Origin of the sequence: Streptomyces sp. NPDC058221 (assembly GCF_042882365.1) — a bacterium.
Taxonomy (GTDB): Bacteria; Actinomycetota; Actinomycetes; order Streptomycetales; family Streptomycetaceae; genus Streptomyces.
On the sequence record NZ_JBHVWF010000151.1, the window covers coordinates 1 to 18354 of the forward strand.

The 18354-nt window shown below is 70.6% G+C and carries 16 protein-coding genes; 7 read left to right on the forward strand and 9 right to left on the reverse strand.

Annotation, left to right across the window (positions count from 1 at the left end):
• Positions 1-73: 73 nt before the first annotated feature.
• Positions 74-1252: an ROK family transcriptional regulator gene (locus ACFVW8_RS32645; RefSeq protein ID WP_389696450.1), complete on the reverse strand. Its 1179-nt coding sequence runs from the start codon at positions 1250-1252 to the stop codon at positions 74-76.
• Positions 1253-1408: 156 nt separating this feature from the next.
• Between ACFVW8_RS32645 and ACFVW8_RS32650 the strand changes: the two genes are divergently transcribed.
• On the forward strand, positions 1409-2641 hold the full coding sequence (locus ACFVW8_RS32650) for an MFS transporter (protein ID WP_389696452.1): 1233 nt from the start codon (positions 1409-1411) through the stop codon (positions 2639-2641).
• Between the two features lie 280 nt (positions 2642-2921).
• On the forward strand, positions 2922-4328 hold the full coding sequence (locus ACFVW8_RS32655; RefSeq protein WP_389696480.1) for a uracil-xanthine permease family protein: 1407 nt from the start codon (positions 2922-2924) through the stop codon (positions 4326-4328).
• Positions 4329-4605: 277 nt separating this feature from the next.
• On the opposite strand, the gene ACFVW8_RS32660 is transcribed toward ACFVW8_RS32655, so the two are convergent.
• Complete coding sequence (locus ACFVW8_RS32660; RefSeq protein WP_389696454.1) at positions 4606-5358, reverse strand: SDR family NAD(P)-dependent oxidoreductase; 753 nt, start codon at positions 5356-5358, stop codon at positions 4606-4608.
• 164 nt (positions 5359-5522) lie between these two features.
• Between ACFVW8_RS32660 and ACFVW8_RS32665 the strand changes: the two genes are divergently transcribed.
• The gene (locus tag ACFVW8_RS32665; RefSeq protein WP_389696456.1) at positions 5523-6362 is read left to right on the forward strand and encodes a helix-turn-helix transcriptional regulator; all 840 of its coding nucleotides are present in this window, start codon (positions 5523-5525) and stop codon (positions 6360-6362) included.
• Between the two features lie 130 nt (positions 6363-6492).
• Complete coding sequence (locus ACFVW8_RS32670; RefSeq protein ID WP_389696458.1) at positions 6493-7062, forward strand: histidine phosphatase family protein; 570 nt, start codon at positions 6493-6495, stop codon at positions 7060-7062.
• A 374-nt stretch (positions 7063-7436) separates the two neighbouring features.
• Here the strand turns inward: ACFVW8_RS32670 and ACFVW8_RS32675 are convergent, their stop codons facing one another.
• Positions 7437-8369, reverse strand: coding sequence for a GNAT family N-acetyltransferase (locus ACFVW8_RS32675; RefSeq protein ID WP_389696460.1), 933 nt, complete (start codon positions 8367-8369; stop codon positions 7437-7439).
• Positions 8366-9061 carry a hypothetical protein gene (locus ACFVW8_RS32680; protein ID WP_389696462.1) on the reverse strand — a complete coding sequence of 232 codons (696 nt, stop codon included), beginning with the start codon at positions 9059-9061 and terminating at the stop codon, positions 8366-8368. The genes ACFVW8_RS32675 and ACFVW8_RS32680 overlap by 4 nt, the downstream gene beginning before the upstream one ends.
• A 4-nt stretch (positions 9062-9065) precedes the next feature.
• Here ACFVW8_RS32680 and ACFVW8_RS32685 point away from each other — a divergent pair, with 4 nt between their 5' ends.
• Both ACFVW8_RS32685 and ACFVW8_RS32690 read left to right on the forward strand, forming a co-directional pair.
• The gene (locus tag ACFVW8_RS32685) at positions 9066-9236 is read left to right on the forward strand and encodes a hypothetical protein (protein ID WP_389696464.1); all 171 of its coding nucleotides are present in this window, start codon (positions 9066-9068) and stop codon (positions 9234-9236) included.
• The gene (locus ACFVW8_RS32690) at positions 9220-10245 is read left to right on the forward strand and encodes a hydroxyacid dehydrogenase (RefSeq protein ID WP_389696466.1); all 1026 of its coding nucleotides are present in this window, start codon (positions 9220-9222) and stop codon (positions 10243-10245) included. Before ACFVW8_RS32685 ends, ACFVW8_RS32690 begins: the two co-directional genes overlap by 17 nt.
• Before the next feature lie 145 nt (positions 10246-10390).
• On the opposite strand, the gene ACFVW8_RS32695 is transcribed toward ACFVW8_RS32690, so the two are convergent.
• From ACFVW8_RS32695 to ACFVW8_RS32715, 5 genes are all read right to left on the reverse strand, one after another.
• Positions 10391-12091 carry a flavin monoamine oxidase family protein gene (locus ACFVW8_RS32695; RefSeq protein ID WP_389696468.1) on the reverse strand — a complete coding sequence of 567 codons (1701 nt, stop codon included), beginning with the start codon at positions 12089-12091 and terminating at the stop codon, positions 10391-10393.
• Between the two features lie 47 nt (positions 12092-12138).
• Positions 12139-12936 (reverse strand): carbon-nitrogen hydrolase family protein, encoded by a 798-nt coding sequence (locus ACFVW8_RS32700; RefSeq protein ID WP_389696470.1) that lies wholly within the window; start codon positions 12934-12936, stop codon positions 12139-12141.
• 241 nt (positions 12937-13177) lie between these two features.
• Positions 13178-13633 carry an Lrp/AsnC family transcriptional regulator gene (locus ACFVW8_RS32705; RefSeq protein ID WP_389696472.1) on the reverse strand — a complete coding sequence of 152 codons (456 nt, stop codon included), beginning with the start codon at positions 13631-13633 and terminating at the stop codon, positions 13178-13180.
• Positions 13634-13771: 138 nt separating this feature from the next.
• Positions 13772-15229 carry an aldehyde dehydrogenase family protein gene (locus tag ACFVW8_RS32710; RefSeq protein WP_389696474.1) on the reverse strand — a complete coding sequence of 486 codons (1458 nt, stop codon included), beginning with the start codon at positions 15227-15229 and terminating at the stop codon, positions 13772-13774.
• Between the two features lie 197 nt (positions 15230-15426).
• On the reverse strand, positions 15427-16893 hold the full coding sequence (locus ACFVW8_RS32715) for a GuaB1 family IMP dehydrogenase-related protein (protein WP_389696476.1): 1467 nt from the start codon (positions 16891-16893) through the stop codon (positions 15427-15429).
• A gap of 306 nt (positions 16894-17199) precedes the next feature.
• Between ACFVW8_RS32715 and ACFVW8_RS32720 the strand changes: the two genes are divergently transcribed.
• Entirely contained in the window at positions 17200-18222 is a 1023-nt protein-coding gene (locus tag ACFVW8_RS32720) for a terpene cyclase (protein ID WP_389696478.1), read from the forward strand.
• The last annotated feature ends 132 nt before the right edge of the window (positions 18223-18354 follow it).

An 18354-nucleotide genomic window follows, 5' to 3' on the forward strand; every position in this document is an offset into this window, starting at 1 on the left:
CCGGCCGCGGCGGGGGGGCCCCCCCCAACCCCCCCCCCCCTCGCCGCCTTTCTCCCCCGCAACCCCGCACCCGTCACACCGCCGGCATGAACAACGCATCCTGAGCCGCCTCCCGCGCCGCGAGCAACGCGCCGCGCAGGACCGCGGTACCGCCCAGCAGACCCGCCCTGACCTCGGTGCGCAGCGGGGACATCATGGCCAGCCGCTCCTCGACCCGTGCGGCCAGCACCTCGCCGCCCGCATGACCGACCTCGCCCGCCAGCAGCACGCACCCCGGGTCGAGCACCGACGCGATGGCCGCCGCGCCCAGGGCAAGCCGGTCGGCGAGCGAGTCGAGGAAGGCCTCGCTGTCGCCCTCCCCCATGAGGGCCGCACGCACAGCGAATGCCGCACCCGGCTCCTGACTGCCGGACGGGGCGGCGATGCCGTGGGCGGCGGCCAGCTCGCAGAGCGCCACCGAACCCGCCAGGGAGTGGAACCCGCCGTCGCAGCTGACGGCCGACGGGATGCCGATGGTGCCGGGGACCGGCAGGAAGCCGATCTCGCCCGCACCGCCGGAGGCTCCGCGGCGCAGCTTCCCGTCCAGCATGACGGCCGCCCCGACGCCGTGCCCGAGCCACAGCAGGACGAAGGTGTCGTGATCGCGGGCGGCTCCGACCCGGTGTTCGGCGACGGCCGCGAGGTTGGTCTCGTTCTCGACGAGCACGCCGGCGGGCAGCCGCTGCTGGAGCGCCCGGACCAGCCGGCGGTGCCAGGCGGGCAGCCCGGTGGTGTCGCGCAGTTCCCCGGTGATCGGGTCGATCAGGCCGGGCGCACCGATGCCGACGCTGTGCAGTGGCGCGGTGCCCGCCCGGAGGGCGGTGCGCTCCAGCAGGGCGACGGCCTGTTCGACGGCTTCGTCGGTGGCGGTCTCGGTGCCGATCGGCAGGGTCGCCTCGGCCAGTGTCGCGCCCAGGAGGTCGGCGACGACGACGGCGACGCTGTCGGTGCGTACGTCGAGGGCGGCCAGGTGGGCGCGGTCGGCGACGATCCCGTAAAGCCGGGCGTTGGGCCCGCGGCGCTCGGCCCCGGCTTCGCCGACCACCCGGATCAGGCCCGCCCCCTGAAGCCGTTCGACCAGGTCGGAGACCGTGGGCCGGGAGAGTCCGGTCAGGGTCTTCAGCTGCGTGGCCGTCAGCGGGCCGTCCTGCTGGAGGAGCCGCAGGGCGAGCCGGTCGTTGATGGCCCGGGCGGTGCTCGGTGATGCGGGCATGCCGGGATCCTTCCAGACCGCGGCCGCAGTCGACGCCGGCACGGTCTATTTATCAGGCAGGGTTCCTGATAGTTTACTGCCCGCATCGTGGAGAAGGACGCCGGGGAGCGTCGGGAACCGCAGCATCGGAAAGTTTCCAGGGAGGGAACGGCGGTCATGACGACGGATTCCACAGCAACGGTCTTCAGCACGGATCAGGTGAGGCGCGCCAGGTACGCCGTCGCCGCGGTGTTCACCGTGCATGGTGCGGTGACCGGCAGCTTCGCCACGCGGGTGCCGTGGATCCAGGACCACGCCGGGGTCAGCGCCGGTCAGCTCGGACTGGCCCTGGCCTTCCCGGCGATCGGTGCCTCGCTCGCGATGCCGCTGGCCGGCACGGTCAGTCACCGCTTCGGCGCCCGGACAGCGCTGCGCGGTCTGCTGATGCTGTGGACCCTGGCGCTGATCCTGCCCGCACTGGCCCCCAACCTGCTGACGCTCTGCGCGGCGCTCCTGGTGTACGGGGCATCGGCGGGCATGTCGGACGTGGCGATGAACGCGCTCGGGGTCGAGGTGGAGAACCGTCTGGACAAGTCGATCATGTCCGGGCTGCACGGGATGTGGAGTGTGGGCGCCCTGATCGGCTCGGCGGCGGGCACGGTGGCCGCCCATCTGGGGGCCGACGCGCGACTGCACCACACCCTCGCCGCCCTCGCCCTCACCGCGCTCGGCCTGATCGCCTGTCAGCGGGTACTGGATCTGCGCAGCGAGCCGGACGCGGAGCCGCCGCCGCGCTTCGCCCTGCCGCCGAAGTCGGCCCTGATCATCGGTGCCGTGGGGTTCTGCGCGGTGTTCGCCGAGGGTGCCAGCCTGGACTGGTCGGCTGTCTACCTCCGGGACGTCCTGGACAGTTCCGCAGGTCTGGCGGCCGCGTCCACGACCGCGTTCGCGCTGACCATGGCGGTGGCCCGGATCGCCGGCGACCGGGTCGTCGACCGCTTCGGCGCGGTGCGCACCGTACGCACCGGCGGTGTCCTCGCCACGGCAGGCGGCGTCCTGGTGGTCGCGGCGCCCAACGTGGTCCTGGCGATGTGCGGGTTCGGCCTGATGGGCCTCGGTATCGCCGTGGTCGTACCGCTCGCGTTCGCGGCAGCCGGGCGCAGCGGTCCGAACCCGAGCCAGGCGATCGCCGGCGTCGCGACGATCACGTACACCTCGGGGCTCATCGCCCCCTCGGCGATCGGCTCGCTGGCCGAGGCGACCTCGCTGGTCGTCTCCTTCGGTCTGGTGTCGGTGCTGGCCTTCGGGTTGATCCTCGGTGCCGGCGTACTGCGGGCGGGCGACCGCAAGACGGCGTCGCCCCCGGATGCCGGGGTGCCGGGCGCCGCGAAGGCCGAGCCGCGCCCCTGAGCCGTCCGGCCCACGGGCGCGGCGAGCGGTTCAGCCGGCGATCGAGTCGAGCGGTTCCGCGGCGGGCCGCAGATCCCACGGGTCGCCGCCGGGCGGCGCCTCCAGCCGGCCGACGGCTGCCCGCGCCCGCATCGGCGGCCGCGGGCACGATGCCGCTCGCCCGTATCCCGGCCGGTGGGTGCGACACGATCCGGCACTAACATGGCCGCTGATCATTTCTGCGGTCTGCGTCGTGTCCCGTGAGGCACCGGGCCTCCGCATCTACACACAGGGAGCGACCATGGGCCTCGGCGTGCGCTGGACCTTGCACGGCGACGGGAAGACCCCCGCACCGGGAGCCGTGGTCCGTCCGGACGAACGGCTCTCCTGGCCCCGCACCTTCGGGCTCGGCGCCCAGCATGTGGTCGCGATGTTCGGGGCCTCCTTCGTCGCCCCGGTACTGATGGGTCTCGACCCGAACCTGGCGATCATGATGTCGGGTGTGGCGACGGCGATCTTCCTGCTGGCCACACGCGGGCAGGTGCCCAGCTATCTGGGCTGTTCACTGTCGTTCGTCGGGGTGGCCGCGACCATCCGGGCCAGTGGCGGCAGCAGCGCCGTGGTCACCGGCGCGGTCTTCGTGGTCGGCGCGGTGCTCTTCCTGGCCGGTCTCGCGGTACAGCGGTTCGGCGCCCGGATCATCCATGCGGCGATGCCGCCGGTGGTGACGGGTGCGGTCGTGATGCTGATCGGCTTCAACCTGGCGCCGGTGACCGCCTCGACGTACTGGCCGCAGGACCAGTGGACGGCGTTGCTCGTGATGCTGTTCACCGGACTGGCCGTCGTCTGTCTGCGCGGCTTCCTCTCCCGTATCGCGATCTTCCTCGGGCTGGTCTTCGGCTACGTCCTGTCCTGGGTCCTGGACCGGGTCTTCGGGAAGATCCACTCCCCCGCGGGCGGCGCCGAGGCCGTGGACCACTGGCGGCTGGACCTGTCGGGTGTCTCCAGGGCCGACTGGGTCGGGCTGCCGACCTTCCACGCACCGAGTTTCCAGTGGTCGGCGATCCTGGTCGCACTGCCCGTCGTCATCGCCCTGATCGCGGAGAACGCCGGCCATGTGAAGGCCGTGGGCGAGATGACCGGGCGCTCCCTTGACGGCAAGCTGGGCACCGCCATCGCCGCGGACGGCGCCGCGTCGATGCTGTCGACGGCGGTGGGCGGCCCGCCGAACACGACGTACTCGGAGAACATCGGTGTGATGGCCGCGACCCGGGTGTACTCCACCGCGGCCTACTGGGCCGCCGCCTGCTTCGCCCTGCTGTTCGGCCTCTGCCCCAAGTTCGGTGCGGTCGTGGCCGCCATCCCCGGTGGGGTCCTCGGCGGTATCACCGTCATCCTCTACGGGATGATCGGCCTCCTCGGCGCCCAGATCTGGCTGAACGCCAAGGTCGATCTGCGTAATCCGCTGAACCTGGTACCGGCCGCCGCGGGCATCATCATCGGTGTCGGCGGGGTCAGTCTGAAGGTCACCGACAACTTCGAGCTGAGCGGTATCGCGCTCGGCACCATCGTCGTGATCACCGGCTACCACGTGCTGCGGGCCTTCGCACCGGCCCATCTGAAGACCCAGGAGCCCCTGCTCGACTCGGGGACGTCGGCATACGACGAGAAGGAGCCGGACGACGGGTCCGAGCCTCCGGCGCGATGATCAACGGTGGACGGCGCGCGGCCGGTTGAAACGGACCGACTGCCGGCGTCGCCGCGCAGGGTGCTACGCGCCGGGGCATCGGAAGAGACGGCGGCCGCGTTCGCCCCGGACAAGCGCACCCCCGGCAAGGCGATCATCCGCGTCACCGAAAACGGGTGAGAATGCCCAGTCGGCCAGGGACCTGCTCTGGCGTTTGCGGCTCACTCACCCTCAGATCACCACGTCGTCCGCGGTATCCGGCCGTGTCCAGGTGGTCCGTGACGGCCCCGTGAGGTTGTCAGACCTGACCGTATCCACCGTCGACCTGATAGTCGGCGCCGTTGACGTGGGAGGCTGCGTCCGAGGCGACGAAGGCGATGACGGCGGCGACCTCTTCCGCGGTACCGGCCCGGGTCATCGGCGTCCCGGTGCCCATCGTGGCGATGAGCGCCTCGCGTTCCTCGGCCGTGGCGGCCAGCTGCGCGATACCGGGCGTGTCCGTCGGGCCCGGGCTCACCACGTTCACTCGGATCCCGCGTGGGGTCAGCTCAAGGGCCCAGGTACGGGCGAGGGCGCGGACCCCAGCCTTGGAAGCCGCGTAGAGACTCCGCCCGCACGACGCCTTGTGCGCGGCCATCGAGCCGGTCAGGACGATGACGCCACCGTCCGCCAGCAGCGGCAGTGCCTTCTGGACGGTCATGATCGTGCCGGTGATGTTGACGTCGAAGACCGACCTGATGACGTCCTCGGTGATGGTGCCCAGCGGCGCGGTCGCGATCGCCGCCGCGTTGACGACCAGCACGTCCAGCCGGCCGCTGCACCGGTCCACCTGCGCGAAGAGCCGGTCGAGGTCGTCGGCCGAGCGCGAGTCGGCCCGCACCCCGGCGACATCACCCGGTATGTCCGCGGCCGCCGCCGTCAGGGCGTCCTGGTCCCGGCCTGTGATGTAGACGGTGCCGCCCTCTTCGGCGATCTTCCGCGCGGTGACGTGGCCGATACCGGCACTCCCGCCCGTCACGACCGCGACCTTGTTGTGAAACGCGTTGCTCATGGAACTCGTCGTCCATTCATCTTGGTAGCCGTTCCGAAGGGAACGTCCTGGGGAACACAGGCGGTACGAGCCTGCGCCGTGTGCCGACACCGGTGCCAGAAGCCTGCTGATACGGGTACTGGCAGCACCAGGCCGGCGCCTCCCCCCTCTGGCACAGTGGACCTGTGCCGACATCCACGAACCGGACCGAACTACGGGAGTTCCTGCGCTCACGACGCGCGCGGGTCTCACCCGGGGACGTCGGCATCCCCCCGGGAGTCCGGCGGCGCACCCCCGGACTACGCCGCGAGGAGGTCGCCCAGCTGGCCGGTGTCGGCATCACCTGGTACACGTGGCTGGAGCAGGGGCGGCCGATCAACGTCAGCTCCCAGGTGCTCGACGCGGTGGCCCGCACGCTGTTTCTGGGTGCCGCCGAGCGTGACCACCTCTACCGTCTGGCCGAGGTCCCCCAGTCCCCGGTCATCAGCGATCCGCCGACCGAGCTCCCCGGCCACCTCGACACCGTCCTGGAAGCCCTGGACCCGTTGCCCGCCATGCTGGTCGATGCCCGCACCGACGTGCTGCGCTGGAACCGCGCATACGCTGCCCTGCACCCCGCTCTGGTCAGTGCTCCGCCCGGCGAGCGCAACACCCTCTGGCACCTCTTCGCGGCACCGGAGGGGCAGCACCACATCGTCAAGCGCGACGAGCAGGCGCCCGAGGCCGTGGCAGGGTTCCGCTATCGCTACAGCCAGAACGTGGGCGACCCGCGATGGCAGGACTTCGTCGCCCGTCTGTGCACCGCCAGCCCGCTGTTCTCTCGGCTCTGGGCCACGCACGACGTCGCTCCACCGCAGCTGTGCGACAAGCGCTACGACATCACGGGGATCGGCGAAGTGAGCCTGCGTGCCACCGGCATGGAACTGACCGACCACCCCGGCGTCCGCCTCGTCGTCCAGACCCCCACCGACAGGCGCAGCCGCGAGAACATCGACCGCCTGCTGCTCCGGGCGACGCACGTGTGACGAATGGACCGAGGCCCGGGTATGGGCCAACATCCGAACTCGGTGCCCGCAGCGGACTGGACTGGTCGCGGTGCAGTGCCGCATCAGGCAACGTTTGCCCTGTGTTCGATGTGAGATACGGTCCTCAGCCATGGGCCAACTGGTGTTGATCAGGCACGGCGAGACCGCATGGAGCCGGACCGGGCAGCATGCTGGCCACACCGACCTGCCTCTGACCGAGGTAGGGGAGGACGCAGCGCGTGCGCTCGCGCCTCGGCTGGCCGATCGGGAGTTCGCCGCCGTCTACAGCAGCCCGCTGACTCGCGCCGTGCGGACCGCTGAACTGGCGGGGCTGAGCAGAGCGGAGCCCGACGCCGACCTGATCGAGTGGGACTACGGCCGCTACGAGGGGCTGACCGCCGAGCAGATCCAGGAGCTCAAGCCCGGCTGGGAACTGTGGCGCGACGGCGTCGACGCCGGCGAGGACCTCGGGCACGTGACAGTGCGGGTCGACACATTCCTCGGCCGGGTCCGGCTGCCGCTGGACAAGGGCGACGTGGCCGTCGTTGCACACGGCCACCTGTCACGCATTCTCACCGCGCGCTGGCTTGGGCTTGACGCGTCGGCCGCGCGGCAGTTCGGGCACCCGCATCCGGGGACGATCAACACGCTGGGTTACGAACGCGAGCTGCCGGTCGTGCTCGGGTGGAACGTGCCGTAGGGGCGGCTGTCCATAGCCAGTGCAAGGTGTAGCCGCTGCCATGTCAGGCGACGATCGCCGCGGCGACCACCCGCGGTCGAGATTCGTGTGCTTGCCGCATTGCTCGACCCACTGCCGGCCCGGGTGCGGCATCGGATTGCGGGGTCCGAACTCATCCATGCAGAAGATGACTTCGGGTTCGTCATCTCGGGTATGACCTCGCCGTCGGCGATCGCATAGTGCTGTGACCGGGAAGGTTCGCTGGGTTGGCGGGTCACTCCTGTTCGGAGGCGGCGGCGAGGTGACCGCGGCAGAGCTCGGCGGCCGTGATGTAGGGCTTGTGCAGTGCGTCGCTGTAGAGCCGCATCTGCCGAGCTGCTCTCCCCCGGTTCAGCTCAGAAGCAGTCCCCGTACCAGTGGACCGCCCCGGGGGCCGTGACCGTGGCCCGAACGGACTCGGCCGTGGCGTGCAACGGCCGTGCCATCCCCACGTGTTCCGTCACCTGCCGGGCGTCCGCCAGCAGGGCGGGGAGCGCGGCCCGCACACCGGGGGCGTCGGGGATCCGGACGCGGGCCCTGGTCAGTCCCGCCGCCCGGCCCCGTGAGCCGGCGGCGGCGAGCAGCGGTCCCAGGCAGCCGTCCGCACCCGCGAACTCGCGCACCTCCACGCAGTCCTCCTCGTGCCGCGCCGCCACCCAGCCGGCGAGTGCGCCGGTCGCGGGGTCCTCGGCGACGAGCAGCCCGTCGTGTCCGCCGTACCAGGCGGGGACCCGGACCGCCCAGTCCTCGCGGGCCCGCAGCGAGCTGAGCGGCCGCTTCGCGTTGTACGCCCTGTGCAGCACGGCCACCTCCACCGCGTCCTGAGGGGCGGCGGCGCGGACCCGGAACGCCCCGGCGCCGGCCGAGGGGGCGAGCGTCCCCTCGGTGTACGTACTCGCGAACTCCTCCCACCCCGAGCTCCGGTAGACGCCGGGCGTCCCGGTGAACAGCAGCGACCAGGCGCACTGTTCGGCCGTCATAGTGCGTTCCGCCGCCACCAGGAGCCGTCGCACCAGCCCCTGCCCGCGCGCCTCGGGGCGGGTGGCCACGCTGCCGATGCCGCCGACGCGCTGCGGGGTGCCGTTCGCGTCCCGGATCAGTCTCGGCACATAGACGACGACCGCGTCGATCCCCTTCCCCGCGTCGTTCTGCGCGACGAACGTGTGCCGGTGGCTGTCCGGGTCCAGCCGGTGCAGGTCGGCGAGGTGGGTGGCCTTGAAGCACCGTCGCCACAGGGCGGACAGCGCCGGGTCGTCGGCCGGCGTGGCGGTGCGGACGGTGGCGCTCACAGGGTCAGGTTCCCGTCCGTGCGCACCCGTTCGCCGTCCTCGGGGATCGCGCTGCGCCGCGTACCGTCCGCCACGCACGCGGTGTGCAGGACCGAGTCCAGCGCGTCAGGGACGAGATGGAGGGCGCCGCCGGCGCGGCCGAGCAGCACCTTGGCCTTGTTGCTGCCGGTGATCCGGGTGCCACCGGTGACGGTGATGCGCTGGTCTCGCACGGCACTGAGTTCGACGCCGGTGTTCAGGAGCGTGCCCCCGTCGATCCGCAGATCCGCAGATCCGACCGAGAGGTGGGCCGCGTTCTCGGCGCCGGCGGGCGGTTCGAAGGTGCAGTCGCTGACGGTGGTCGGGCGGGTGGAGCGGTCCGGGCGCGGGGCGACGGCTAAGGTCTTCGCGGTGCAGCCGCGCACCTGGGACCCACCGGCGTTCACCGTGAGGGTCCCTGCCTGGTCGAAGGTGGGCCGCGCGATCAACGTGATGTCCTCCAGGGCCAGATCGGTGATCTTCGTGTTGGCAGTGAACCACGAGCACACGTGTCCGCGTACGGTGATCCGCTTCGCGGAGATGCCCCGCTGGGCGCCGGAGCCGGCGATGTCCATCAGTCCGGAGTTGCCGTCGAAGAGCAGGTCGTGCTCGTACTGGCCGTGCGTGGTGAAGGGGTTGCCACCTGCGTCGTCCCCGTCGCCGTGACAGTTCACGACGGTGCAGTACGCGGACGCGGTGTGGACGAGCTCGGCGGTGACGCTGCTCGACGACGTCCGCCGGGCCCGCACCGGGGACCACGAGGCGATGGTCCGCCGCCCGGCCGCGGCCTACCCTTGGCCGACCGATGACGCCTTCGTTGCGGAGCACCTCGATGCCTGGCTCTCCTGAAACAGCCGACCGTTCCTCCCGGGTGGTCGTCGCCGTACCGCCGCACCTGCGCGCCCAGTTCTTCACCGCCGACGTGTGGCAGGAGCTGGAGCGGGCCGCGCGGCTCACCGTCATCGACGAGCACAGCGACCGGGCTGCGGTCGCCGCCGCACTGCCCGGTGCCCGAGCCCTGATCACCTCGTGGCGGGCACCGAAGGTGGACGCCGAACTCCTCGATCAAGCAGACCGGTTGGAGCTGGTGGCGCACACCGGCTCGGCGGTCGCACCCTATGTCACCGAGGACGTGTTCCGGCGCGGCATCCTGGTCACCCAGGCCGGTGACGAGATGGCCCGCCCGGTCGCCGAGGTGGCACTCGCCTTCACCCTCTCGCTGCTCCACCGCGTCCAGCGCTTCGACCACGCCCTGCGCGGCGGTCTCGACTGGGCGGCGGCGAGCGAGGCACCGCCGCGCCACGAGATCCACGGCAGCGACATCGGGGTGATCGGCGCCTCCCGCACCGGGCGGGCCTACATCCGGATGGTGCGGGCGATGGGGGCACGGGTACGCGTCACCGACCCGTTCCTCACCGACGCCGATGCCCGGAAACTCGGGGTGGAGTCCGTCCCGCTGGAGACGCTGCTCTCCGGCAGCCGGATCGTGGCCGTGCACGCGCCGGTCACCGAGGAGACCCACCGGATGATCGGCGCCGAGCAGCTGGCGCTGATGCCGGACGGGGCGGGTCTGGTGAACACCGCCCGAGCGTGGCTGGTCGACCAGGACGCACTCCTGGCGGAACTGACCACCGGCCGGCTGGACGCGGCGATCGATGTCTTCGATGCCGAACCGCTGCCCGTCGGCCACCCGTTCCGCGCCCTGCCGAACGTGCTGCTCACCCCGCACCAGGCGGCCGGCAGCGTCGAATGCCGGCAGCGGCTCGGCACCAGCGCCGTCAACGAGGTCCTGCGCCTGCTCGCCGGACGCCCGCCGGTGCACGCCGTCACCGCCGACGCGCTCGTCCGGCTGCGCTGACCGCTCCCGTACCGCTAACCGCACCAACCCCCGTCCCCGTACCCGCACCTGTCAGGAGATCCCCCTCATGCGGGATGATGTGATGGAGGTCGAGATCTCCGGCCTCGGCCGGCAGCGCACCGTCCACCGGCCCGCGTAACCGGGCTCAGTCCTCCGGGAGTTCGACCGGGGCGAGCTCGTCGAAGAGGTCGCCGGGGCCGGGGTTGGTCGCATCGGTCGCGCCGCCGAACTGGTTCATCACGCCCCAGACGGCGTTCAGTGCGGTCTGTACGGCCCCTTCGGCCCAGCCGGCCGTCCAGGAGATGTCGTCGCCCGCCAGGAACAGGCCCCGCTTGTCGGCGGGCAGCCGGTCCTGCATGAAGTGGGTGAACAGCCGCCGCTGGTAACGGTAGTGGCCGGGCAGGTTGGCCTTGAACGCACCCATGAAGCAGGGCTCGTTCTCCCAGGAGACCGTCACCGGGTTGCCGATGATGTGCTTCCTGATGTCGACGCCCGGATAGATCTCGCCGAGCGACTTCAGCATCACGTCCATCCGCTCCGTCGCCGAGAGCGGCAGCCACTTCAGGCTGTCGTCGCACCAGGTGTACGAGAGGCAGATGCTGGCGGGCTTGTCCGGGCCGTCGTCGAGGAGGTACGTGCCGCGCGTCATCCGGTCGGTGAGTGTCATCGACATGGTGTCGCGGCCGGTGGTCTCGTCCTTGTCCAGCCAGAACGGCCGGTCGACGGGGACGAACAGCTTGGAGGACTCCATGTAGTGGGTGCGCTCCATCGCCGTCCAGTGGTCGATCGGGAAGAGCGCGTCGTCACAGGCGATCTTCGAGAGCAGCAGCCAGGACTGACCGGTGAAGACGGCCGCCCGGAAGGTGCGGATGTCGCCGGAGGCGTCGGTGACGGTGATCCGGTTCCCGGCGGTGCGGTTGAGCCGGGTCACCGCGGGGCGCGGCTGCCCGTCGTGCAGGGAGGCCAGCGAGGTGCCGAGCGGCCAGTGGGTGATCTTCTGCGGCTCGCGCTCCCAGAGGCGAAGCGGAAGCTGCTGGCTGCCGCCGACGATGGAACGGTGGTGGTCGTCCGCCTCGGTGTAGACGACGCGCAGGATCTCCAGGATGGAGTTGGGGAAGTCGGTGTCCCAGCCGCCGGTGCCGAAGCCGACCTGGCCGAAGATCTCGCGGTGGCGGAAGGACTTGAAGGCGTCGGAGTCGCAGAGGAAGCCGTAGAAGGTCTGGTTGTCGAGCTTCTCGACGAGCCGGGCCCAGATCTCCCGGATCCGCGGCACATCGCGCTCGCGCATCGCCCGGTTCATGTCGGAGAAGTCGGCGCCCTCCTCCAGGCAGCTGTTCCAGGCGTCCATCACATCCCGGTAGACCTGCGGAAGGTCGTCGATCGTGCGCGCGTAGTGTGAGGCGCCCTTCAGGTCGACGACGGTGGACGGGGTGACCGGCGAGAGCGGGTTGGGAAACGGCTTCGTCTCCAGTCCGACCAGGTCGATGTAGTGCTGGAGCGCGGTGGAGGACGGCGGGAAACGCATGGCGCCCATCTCGGCGGTGAGCGGCTCGCCGTCCACCGTGCAGCCGTCGAACTCGACGGTGCGCAGCCGTCCGCCGATCCGGTCGGCCTCGTAGAGCACGGGCCTGAGCCCCATCTTCATCAGCTCGTACGCGGTGATGATCCCGGAGAGCCCACCGCCGATGACGGCCACCTCGGCGCCGTGCTCGGTCGCCGGTATCTGTCCGATCCCGGCGGGGTGCGCCAGGAAGTCGTCGTACGCGTAGGGGAAGTCCGGCCCGGACATGGTGATCGGCGGGGCTGCCTCGGTGTGCTGGACAGCGGTGGGCACCGTGGACGTCATGGGGTAAGGACTCCTTGCGGGGAAAGGTGGTGAACGGCGTGCCGGACTCAGACGAGGGAGCCGTACAGGCCGGGGCGCCGGTCGAGCAGATACGGGTTGCCGGCCCGGGACGCGGCCAGGAGGCCTGGGTCGACGTCCCCGAGGACGAGCTCCTCGCCGCGTCCGGCCCGGGTGCGGACCGTGCCGTCGGGTCCGGCCAGGCAGCTCAGCCCGACAAACTCGAACGCGCCTTCCGTACCTGTCCGGTTGGCGTAGGCGACGTACAGCTGGCTCTCGAAGGCCCGCACCGGTACCAGGGACTCGGCGACGAACGGGAACGGGTGCATCAGCGCCGTGGGCACCAGCAACAGATCGGTGCCGGCGAGGGCGTGCGCCCGTACGTTCTCCGGGAACTCGACGTCGTAGCAGATCATGAGCCCGATGCGTACGCCGTCCAGCTCGGCCTGGACGACCGGCCGCTCCCCGGGGGTGAACCACTGCTGCTCGAAGGCGCCGAAGAGATGGGTCTTGCGGTAGTTCGCACGCGCGGAGCCGTCGGGCCCGATGAGCTGCGCGGAGTTGTACAGGGTGTCGCCGTCCCGCTCCGGGTATCCGTAGTGCACCGCGACCCCGTGCCGTACGGCGATCTCGGCGACCGCCTTCGCGGCGGGCCCGTCGGCGGCCTCGGCCAGCCGGGGCACGTCGTCCCCGATCGCGTACCCGGTCAGGAACATCTCGGGACAGACGAGCAGCCGGGCCCCTCCTGCGGCGGCGCGCCGGGCGGCGTCGTCGAGCACCTCGATGTTCCGGTCCACGGAGCCCGGGAATCCGGAGCTCTGGAGCAGGGCGGTACGCAACGACGGCATGGCTGACCTCGGACGGGGCGGGCGGGGCGGGGACGTATTGACGGTACGGTCCGCGATCACGCCCCGACAAGGCGCGACCGTTGCGCATGGACCGTCGATCCGTTGCGTCCGATCGGCCCTGCGCAACGATTCATTGCGCCTCAGGGCTTCGCAGGCGATAGAGGTGACCCAGGTCTCCCGAGCCCACCCCGCATCCAGCCCGTACGGCGCTCGAGGACAAACCCGCCGCCGGAGGACCCGGCTACCCCGGCGACCCCGACGAGTACCGCCGCAGGAGCGGCGAAAGCACCAGCACGGACTTCGTCCGCTCCACGTACGGCTCGCCCGCAATCCGCTCCAGCACCTGCTCGAAGTGCCGCATGTCAGCCGCGAACACCTGCACGATCGCGTCCGCGTCCCCCGTCACCGTGGACGCGGACGCCACCTCCGGATACTGCGCGAGCCCGTGCTTGATCGACTCCGGCGAGGTGTTGCGGCTGCAGTAGATCTCGATGAACCCCTCGGTCTCCCAGCCGAGCGCCGCCGGATCCACCCGCACGGTGAATCCGGTGATCGCGCCCTCGGCGCGCAGCCGGTCCACGCGGCGCTTCACCGCGGGCGCGGACAGCCCGATGATCGAGCCGATGTCGGCGTAGGAGCGGCGGGCGTCTTCGGCCAGCGCGTGGACGATGCGTTCGTCGAGGTCGTTCAGTCGCACTTCGTACGGGTCAATTCTCTGCGGTGGCGAGGGGCCCCGGCGGGGGCGGGCAGGGCTGTTCGGGGGGCGGCGGTGCCGCCCCCCGAAGTAGACCATGGGCCCGCCCCGCAGGGCGCGCTCACCGCAGGTGGAGCAGGGTCAGAACGGGAACTGCGAGCGCCCGTGCTGCACGGAGATCCACTTCTGGGTGGTGAAGGCATCGAGCATCGAGTCGCCGTTCAGCCGCCCGAGCCCGGAGCTCTTCTCGCCGCCGAAGGGCACGATCGGCTCGTCGTGGACAGTGCCGTCGTTGATGTGGATCATGCCGGTACGGATCCGCTGCCCGACCCGGACACCGCGCTCGATGTTGCCGGTGTGCACCGCGCCGCTCAGCCCGTACGGGGTGTCGTTGGCGATCCGGACGGCCTCGTCCTCGCCGTCGAACGGCACGAGGAGTGCGACCGGGCCGAAGATCTCCTGAGACAGCACCGGCGAGTCCGCCGCCAGGCCGGTCAGCACGGAGGGGCTGACAAGGTTGCCGTCGGCCCGTCCGTGCAGCAGCGCGGTCGCGCCGGCCGCCACGGTCTGGTCGACGAGCGCGGATATCGCCTCGGCCTGGTTGGAGTTGATCAGCGGACCGATCTGGGTCGCCGGGTCCGCCGGGTCGCCGACCCGCAGCGAGGAGACCTTGGCCACGAACTTCTCGGTGAACTCCTGCTCCACCGAACGGTCGACCAGAATCCGGTTGGCGGCCATGCAGACCTGCCCCTGGTGCACGTAACGGCTGAACACCGCGGCGTCGACCGCGTAGTCCACATCCGCGTCGTCCAGCACGATGAGCGCGCTGTTGCCGCCGAGTTCGAGCACGGAGCGCTTGAGGTTCGTCGCACACACCGTCGCGACGTGCCGGCCGACCTTGTCCGAACCGGTGAAGGAGATGACCTGCGGTATCGGGTGCTCCAGCAGCGCGTCACCGATCTCCGCGATGTCGGTGACGACCACGTTCAGCAGCCCGGCGGGCAGCCCGGCGTCCTCGAACACCTTCGCCACCAGGGTGCCGCCGCAGATCGGCGTGTTCTGGTGCGGCTTGAGGACGACGCCGTTGCCCAGCGCCAGGGCCGGGGCGACCGACTTCAGCGACAGGAGGAAGGGGAAGTTGAACGGGCTGATGACACCCACCACCCCGACCGGCACCCGGTAGACCCGGTTCTCCTTGCCCTCCGTCGGCGAGGGCAGGATCTGCCCGGTGGAGCGCAGCGCGAGCTGGATCGACTCGCGCAGGAACTCCTTGGCCAGATGCAGCTCGAAGGCGGCCTTCAGCCGCGTGCCGCCGAGCTCCGCGACGATCGCGTCGCCGATCTCCGCCTCGCGCTCCTCGACGATCCGCAGCGCCTTCTCCAGCACGGCCCGCCTGGCGTACGCGTTGGTCTCTCCCCAGGACTGCTGGGCGGTCTCGGCCGCCCGGTACGCCTGGTCCACCTCGTCGGCCGTGGCGACCGTGATCGAGGCGAGCTTCTCCCCGTCGAAGGGGTTGAAGTCGATGATGTCCCAGGACCCCTTGCCCGGCCTCCACTCGCCGTCGATGTACTGATGGGCCAGGTCAGTGAAGAAGGACATGAGATCCCTTACCGCAGAGAGGCGGGCAGCTGATTGGGGTTCATGTTACTTAATTTTCAACAGAGTTGGAAAGCGTGAAAGCGTTCACAGGCACCCGGATCCGGACACCGGAACCGCCCCATCGGGCCCCCTGAAACGCCCGTGCCCCCTCCGGCGCGAACGGCCGGAGGGGGCACGGATGATGTGAAGCCTCGGGATCAACTCCAGCTGGCGTGCAGCGGCTTGCCCTCCGCGTATCCCGCGGCGCTCTGCACCCCGACGACCGCCTTCTCGGCGAACTCCGCGAGGGAGGCGGCACCGGCGTAGGTGCAGGAGGAACGGACACCCGCGATGATCGAGTCGACCAGGTCCTCGACGCCGGGGCGGGTCGGGTCCAGGAACATCCGCGAGGTGGAGATGCCCTCCTCGAAGAGCGCCTTGCGAGCTCGGTCGTACGCCGACTCGTCGGAGGTGCGGTTCTTCACGGCGCGCGCGGACGCCATCCCGAAGGACTCCTTGTAGAAGCGTCCGTCGGCGGACTGCTGGAGGTCGCCGGGCGACTCGTACGTCCCGGCGAACCAGGAACCGATCATCACGTTGGACGCGCCCGCGGCGAGCGCCATGGCGACATCGCGCGGGTGGCGGACGCCGCCGTCCGCCCAGACGTGCTTGCCGTACTTCTTCGCCTCGGCGGCGCACTCCAGGACGGCCGAGAACTGCGGCCTGCCCACCCCGGTCATCATCCGGGTGGTGCACATGGCGCCGGGTCCGACACCGACCTTGATGATGTCGGCGCCGGCCTCGATGAGGTCGCGCACCCCCTCGGCGGCCACGATGTTGCCCGCGACGATCGGCACCTGCGGGTCCAGCGCCCGGACCGCGCGGACCGCGCTGATCATGGACTCCTGGTGACCGTGCGCGGTGTCGACGACCAGGGTGTCGGCGCCCGCGTCCAGGAGCTGCTTGGCCTTGCCGGCCACGTCACCGTTGATTCCGACGGCAGCGGCGATCCGCAGCTTGCCCGCGCCGTCGGTGGCGGGGGTGTAGAGAGTCGCGCGCAGTGCGGCCTTCCGGGTGAGTATGCCGACGAGACGGCCCTGCGCGTCGACCGCGGGGGCGAGCTTGCGGTTGGCGCCGTCGAGCTTGTTGAACGCGTCGCGCGGGTCGATGTCCGCGTCCAGCAGCACCAGGTCCTTGGACATGACCTCGGACAGCTGGGTGAAGCGGTCGACGCCGGTCAGGTCGTGGTCGGTGACCACGCCGACGGGCCGCTGCTCGCTGTCGACGACGACACCGGCGCCGTGGGCCCGCTTCGGCAGCAGGGACAGCGCGTCGGCGACCGTCTGTCCGGGAGCCAGCACGATGGGTGTGTCGAGCACGAGGTGGCGCGTCTTGACCCAGGTGATGACCTCGGTGACGACCTCCATCGGGATGTCCTGCGGGATGACGACGAGCCCGCCCCGACGGGCGATCGTCTCGGCCATCCGGCGGCCCGCGATCGCCGTCATGTTGGCGACGACGAGCGGGATGGTCGTGCCGGTGCCGTCGGGCGCGGACAGATCGACCCCCTGGCGGGATCCGACCGCCGACCGGCCCGGGACCATGAAGACGTCGTCGTACGTGAGGTCGTACGGGACCGAGGGGTTCTCTGTGTATCGACCGGTGCCGGGCTCAAGAAAGCGCATAACACTCATTTTTTCATACGAAATGGCGCAGGTCGTTTCCACGAAGACACAACAAATGACTCCCGCGTTCGTATCTTCCTCCGAGGAGGAGGACCGGGAGTCCCGGGCAAGTGGAACCTGCCTTACCCGCAGACCTTACCCGCACCGCATTCGGATCATTCGTGATCATCATCCCTGGACCTGGTGACAGGGGGTCAGGTAGCTTCAAACCCGCAGGTCCTGCGGGTCACCCAGACGCCACGGAGGAACAGCGGAATGGTCACAACTTCCGTCATACGTACGACCGGAGAGGATCACCAGCCGCCCGTGGAAAGTGAACTGCCCGACATTTACTGCCCGTTCCCCCAGCGGACGAATCCGCATGTCGGGCACGTAAGGGAACATCTCGACAGCTGGACCCGCAATACCGGTCTGGTGCACCGGGATTCGGCCAGGGAGCGCTTCGAGCAAGCGGACTTCGGGGCCTTCGTGGGCATGGTGTACCCGACCGCCGACAGCGAGAACCTGGACCTTGTGGCCGACTGGTTCGTCTGGCTGTTCCTCGTCGACGACCAGCTGGACGACGGCCACCTCGGCCGCAGTCCGGACCGGGTACGGGACGTGGTCGCCCTGATGCGGTCCGTGGTCGAGGGCACCGGCACGGGCCGGCTGGCGCACGAAGAGCTGCCCGCTGCCGTCGTCGCCCTCGCCGACCTGTGGGAACGCACGACGCCGACCGCCGCCGCCCACTGGCGGCGCCGCTTCGCCTGGCATCTGATGACGTACCTCACGACCGCCACCACCTGGGAGGCCGGGAACCGGGCCGACGGAGTGGTCCCGCCCGAGGCGACGTACATCGAGAAGCGGCGGCACACCGGTGCGATACACGTCTGCATGGACCTGATAGAGATCGTGGCCGGTATCGAGACGCCCGAGTCGATCCACAACGACCCCCGGTTCATCACCGCGCTGGAAGCCTCCTGCAACGTCGTGTGCTGGGCCAACGACGTGTACTCCTACGAGAAGGAGCAGGTCCTCGGCGAGATCCACAACCTCGTCCACCTGGTCCGGCACCACCGCGGATACGGCAAACAGCAGTCGCTGGACCATGTCTGCGCGGAGATCGCCGCCGAGACCGAGCGCTTCCTCACCGCACAGACCGAACTGCTCAGCGCGTATCCGCAGCTCGCCTGGATGCTGGAGCCGTATCTGGACGGGATGCGGAGCTGGATGCGCGGCAATCTCGACTGGTCCCGGCAGACCCCGCGCTACAACCCGGCCGACGTCAGCCAGTACAAGGAGCCGGAGCAGTACCTGGAGTCGACGGTCCTGGGACTGCGGCAGGACTGACCCGGGCCGGCAGGAGCACCGAGGACGAAGGGGGTGGGGGGCGGGGTCACCCCCCCCCCCCCCGGCTTGCGGGGGGGGGAGGACACCACCCCCCCGGGGGGGCCCGCGCCCCGGGGGGGCGGCGCGGCGCGG

Coding starts and splice junctions, on each gene's coding strand:
- ACFVW8_RS32700 (WP_389696470.1), bottom strand. CDS start 12,936: ATGCCGTCGTTGCGTACCGCCCTGCTCCAGAGCTCCGGATTCCCGGGC.
- ACFVW8_RS32650 (WP_389696452.1), top strand. CDS start 1,409: ATGACGACGGATTCCACAGCAACGGTCTTCAGCACGGATCAGGTGAGG.
- ACFVW8_RS32655 (WP_389696480.1), top strand. CDS start 2,922: ATGGGCCTCGGCGTGCGCTGGACCTTGCACGGCGACGGGAAGACCCCC.
- ACFVW8_RS32660 (WP_389696454.1), bottom strand. CDS start 5,358: ATGAGCAACGCGTTTCACAACAAGGTCGCGGTCGTGACGGGCGGGAGT.
- ACFVW8_RS32715 (WP_389696476.1), bottom strand. CDS start 16,893: ATGCGCTTTCTTGAGCCCGGCACCGGTCGATACACAGAGAACCCCTCG.
- ACFVW8_RS32710 (WP_389696474.1), bottom strand. CDS start 15,229: ATGTCCTTCTTCACTGACCTGGCCCATCAGTACATCGACGGCGAGTGG.
- ACFVW8_RS32690 (WP_389696466.1), top strand. CDS start 9,220: ATGCCTGGCTCTCCTGAAACAGCCGACCGTTCCTCCCGGGTGGTCGTC.
- ACFVW8_RS32695 (WP_389696468.1), bottom strand. CDS start 12,091: ATGACGTCCACGGTGCCCACCGCTGTCCAGCACACCGAGGCAGCCCCG.
- ACFVW8_RS32645 (WP_389696450.1), bottom strand. CDS start 1,252: ATGCCCGCATCACCGAGCACCGCCCGGGCCATCAACGACCGGCTCGCC.
- ACFVW8_RS32670 (WP_389696458.1), top strand. CDS start 6,493: ATGGGCCAACTGGTGTTGATCAGGCACGGCGAGACCGCATGGAGCCGG.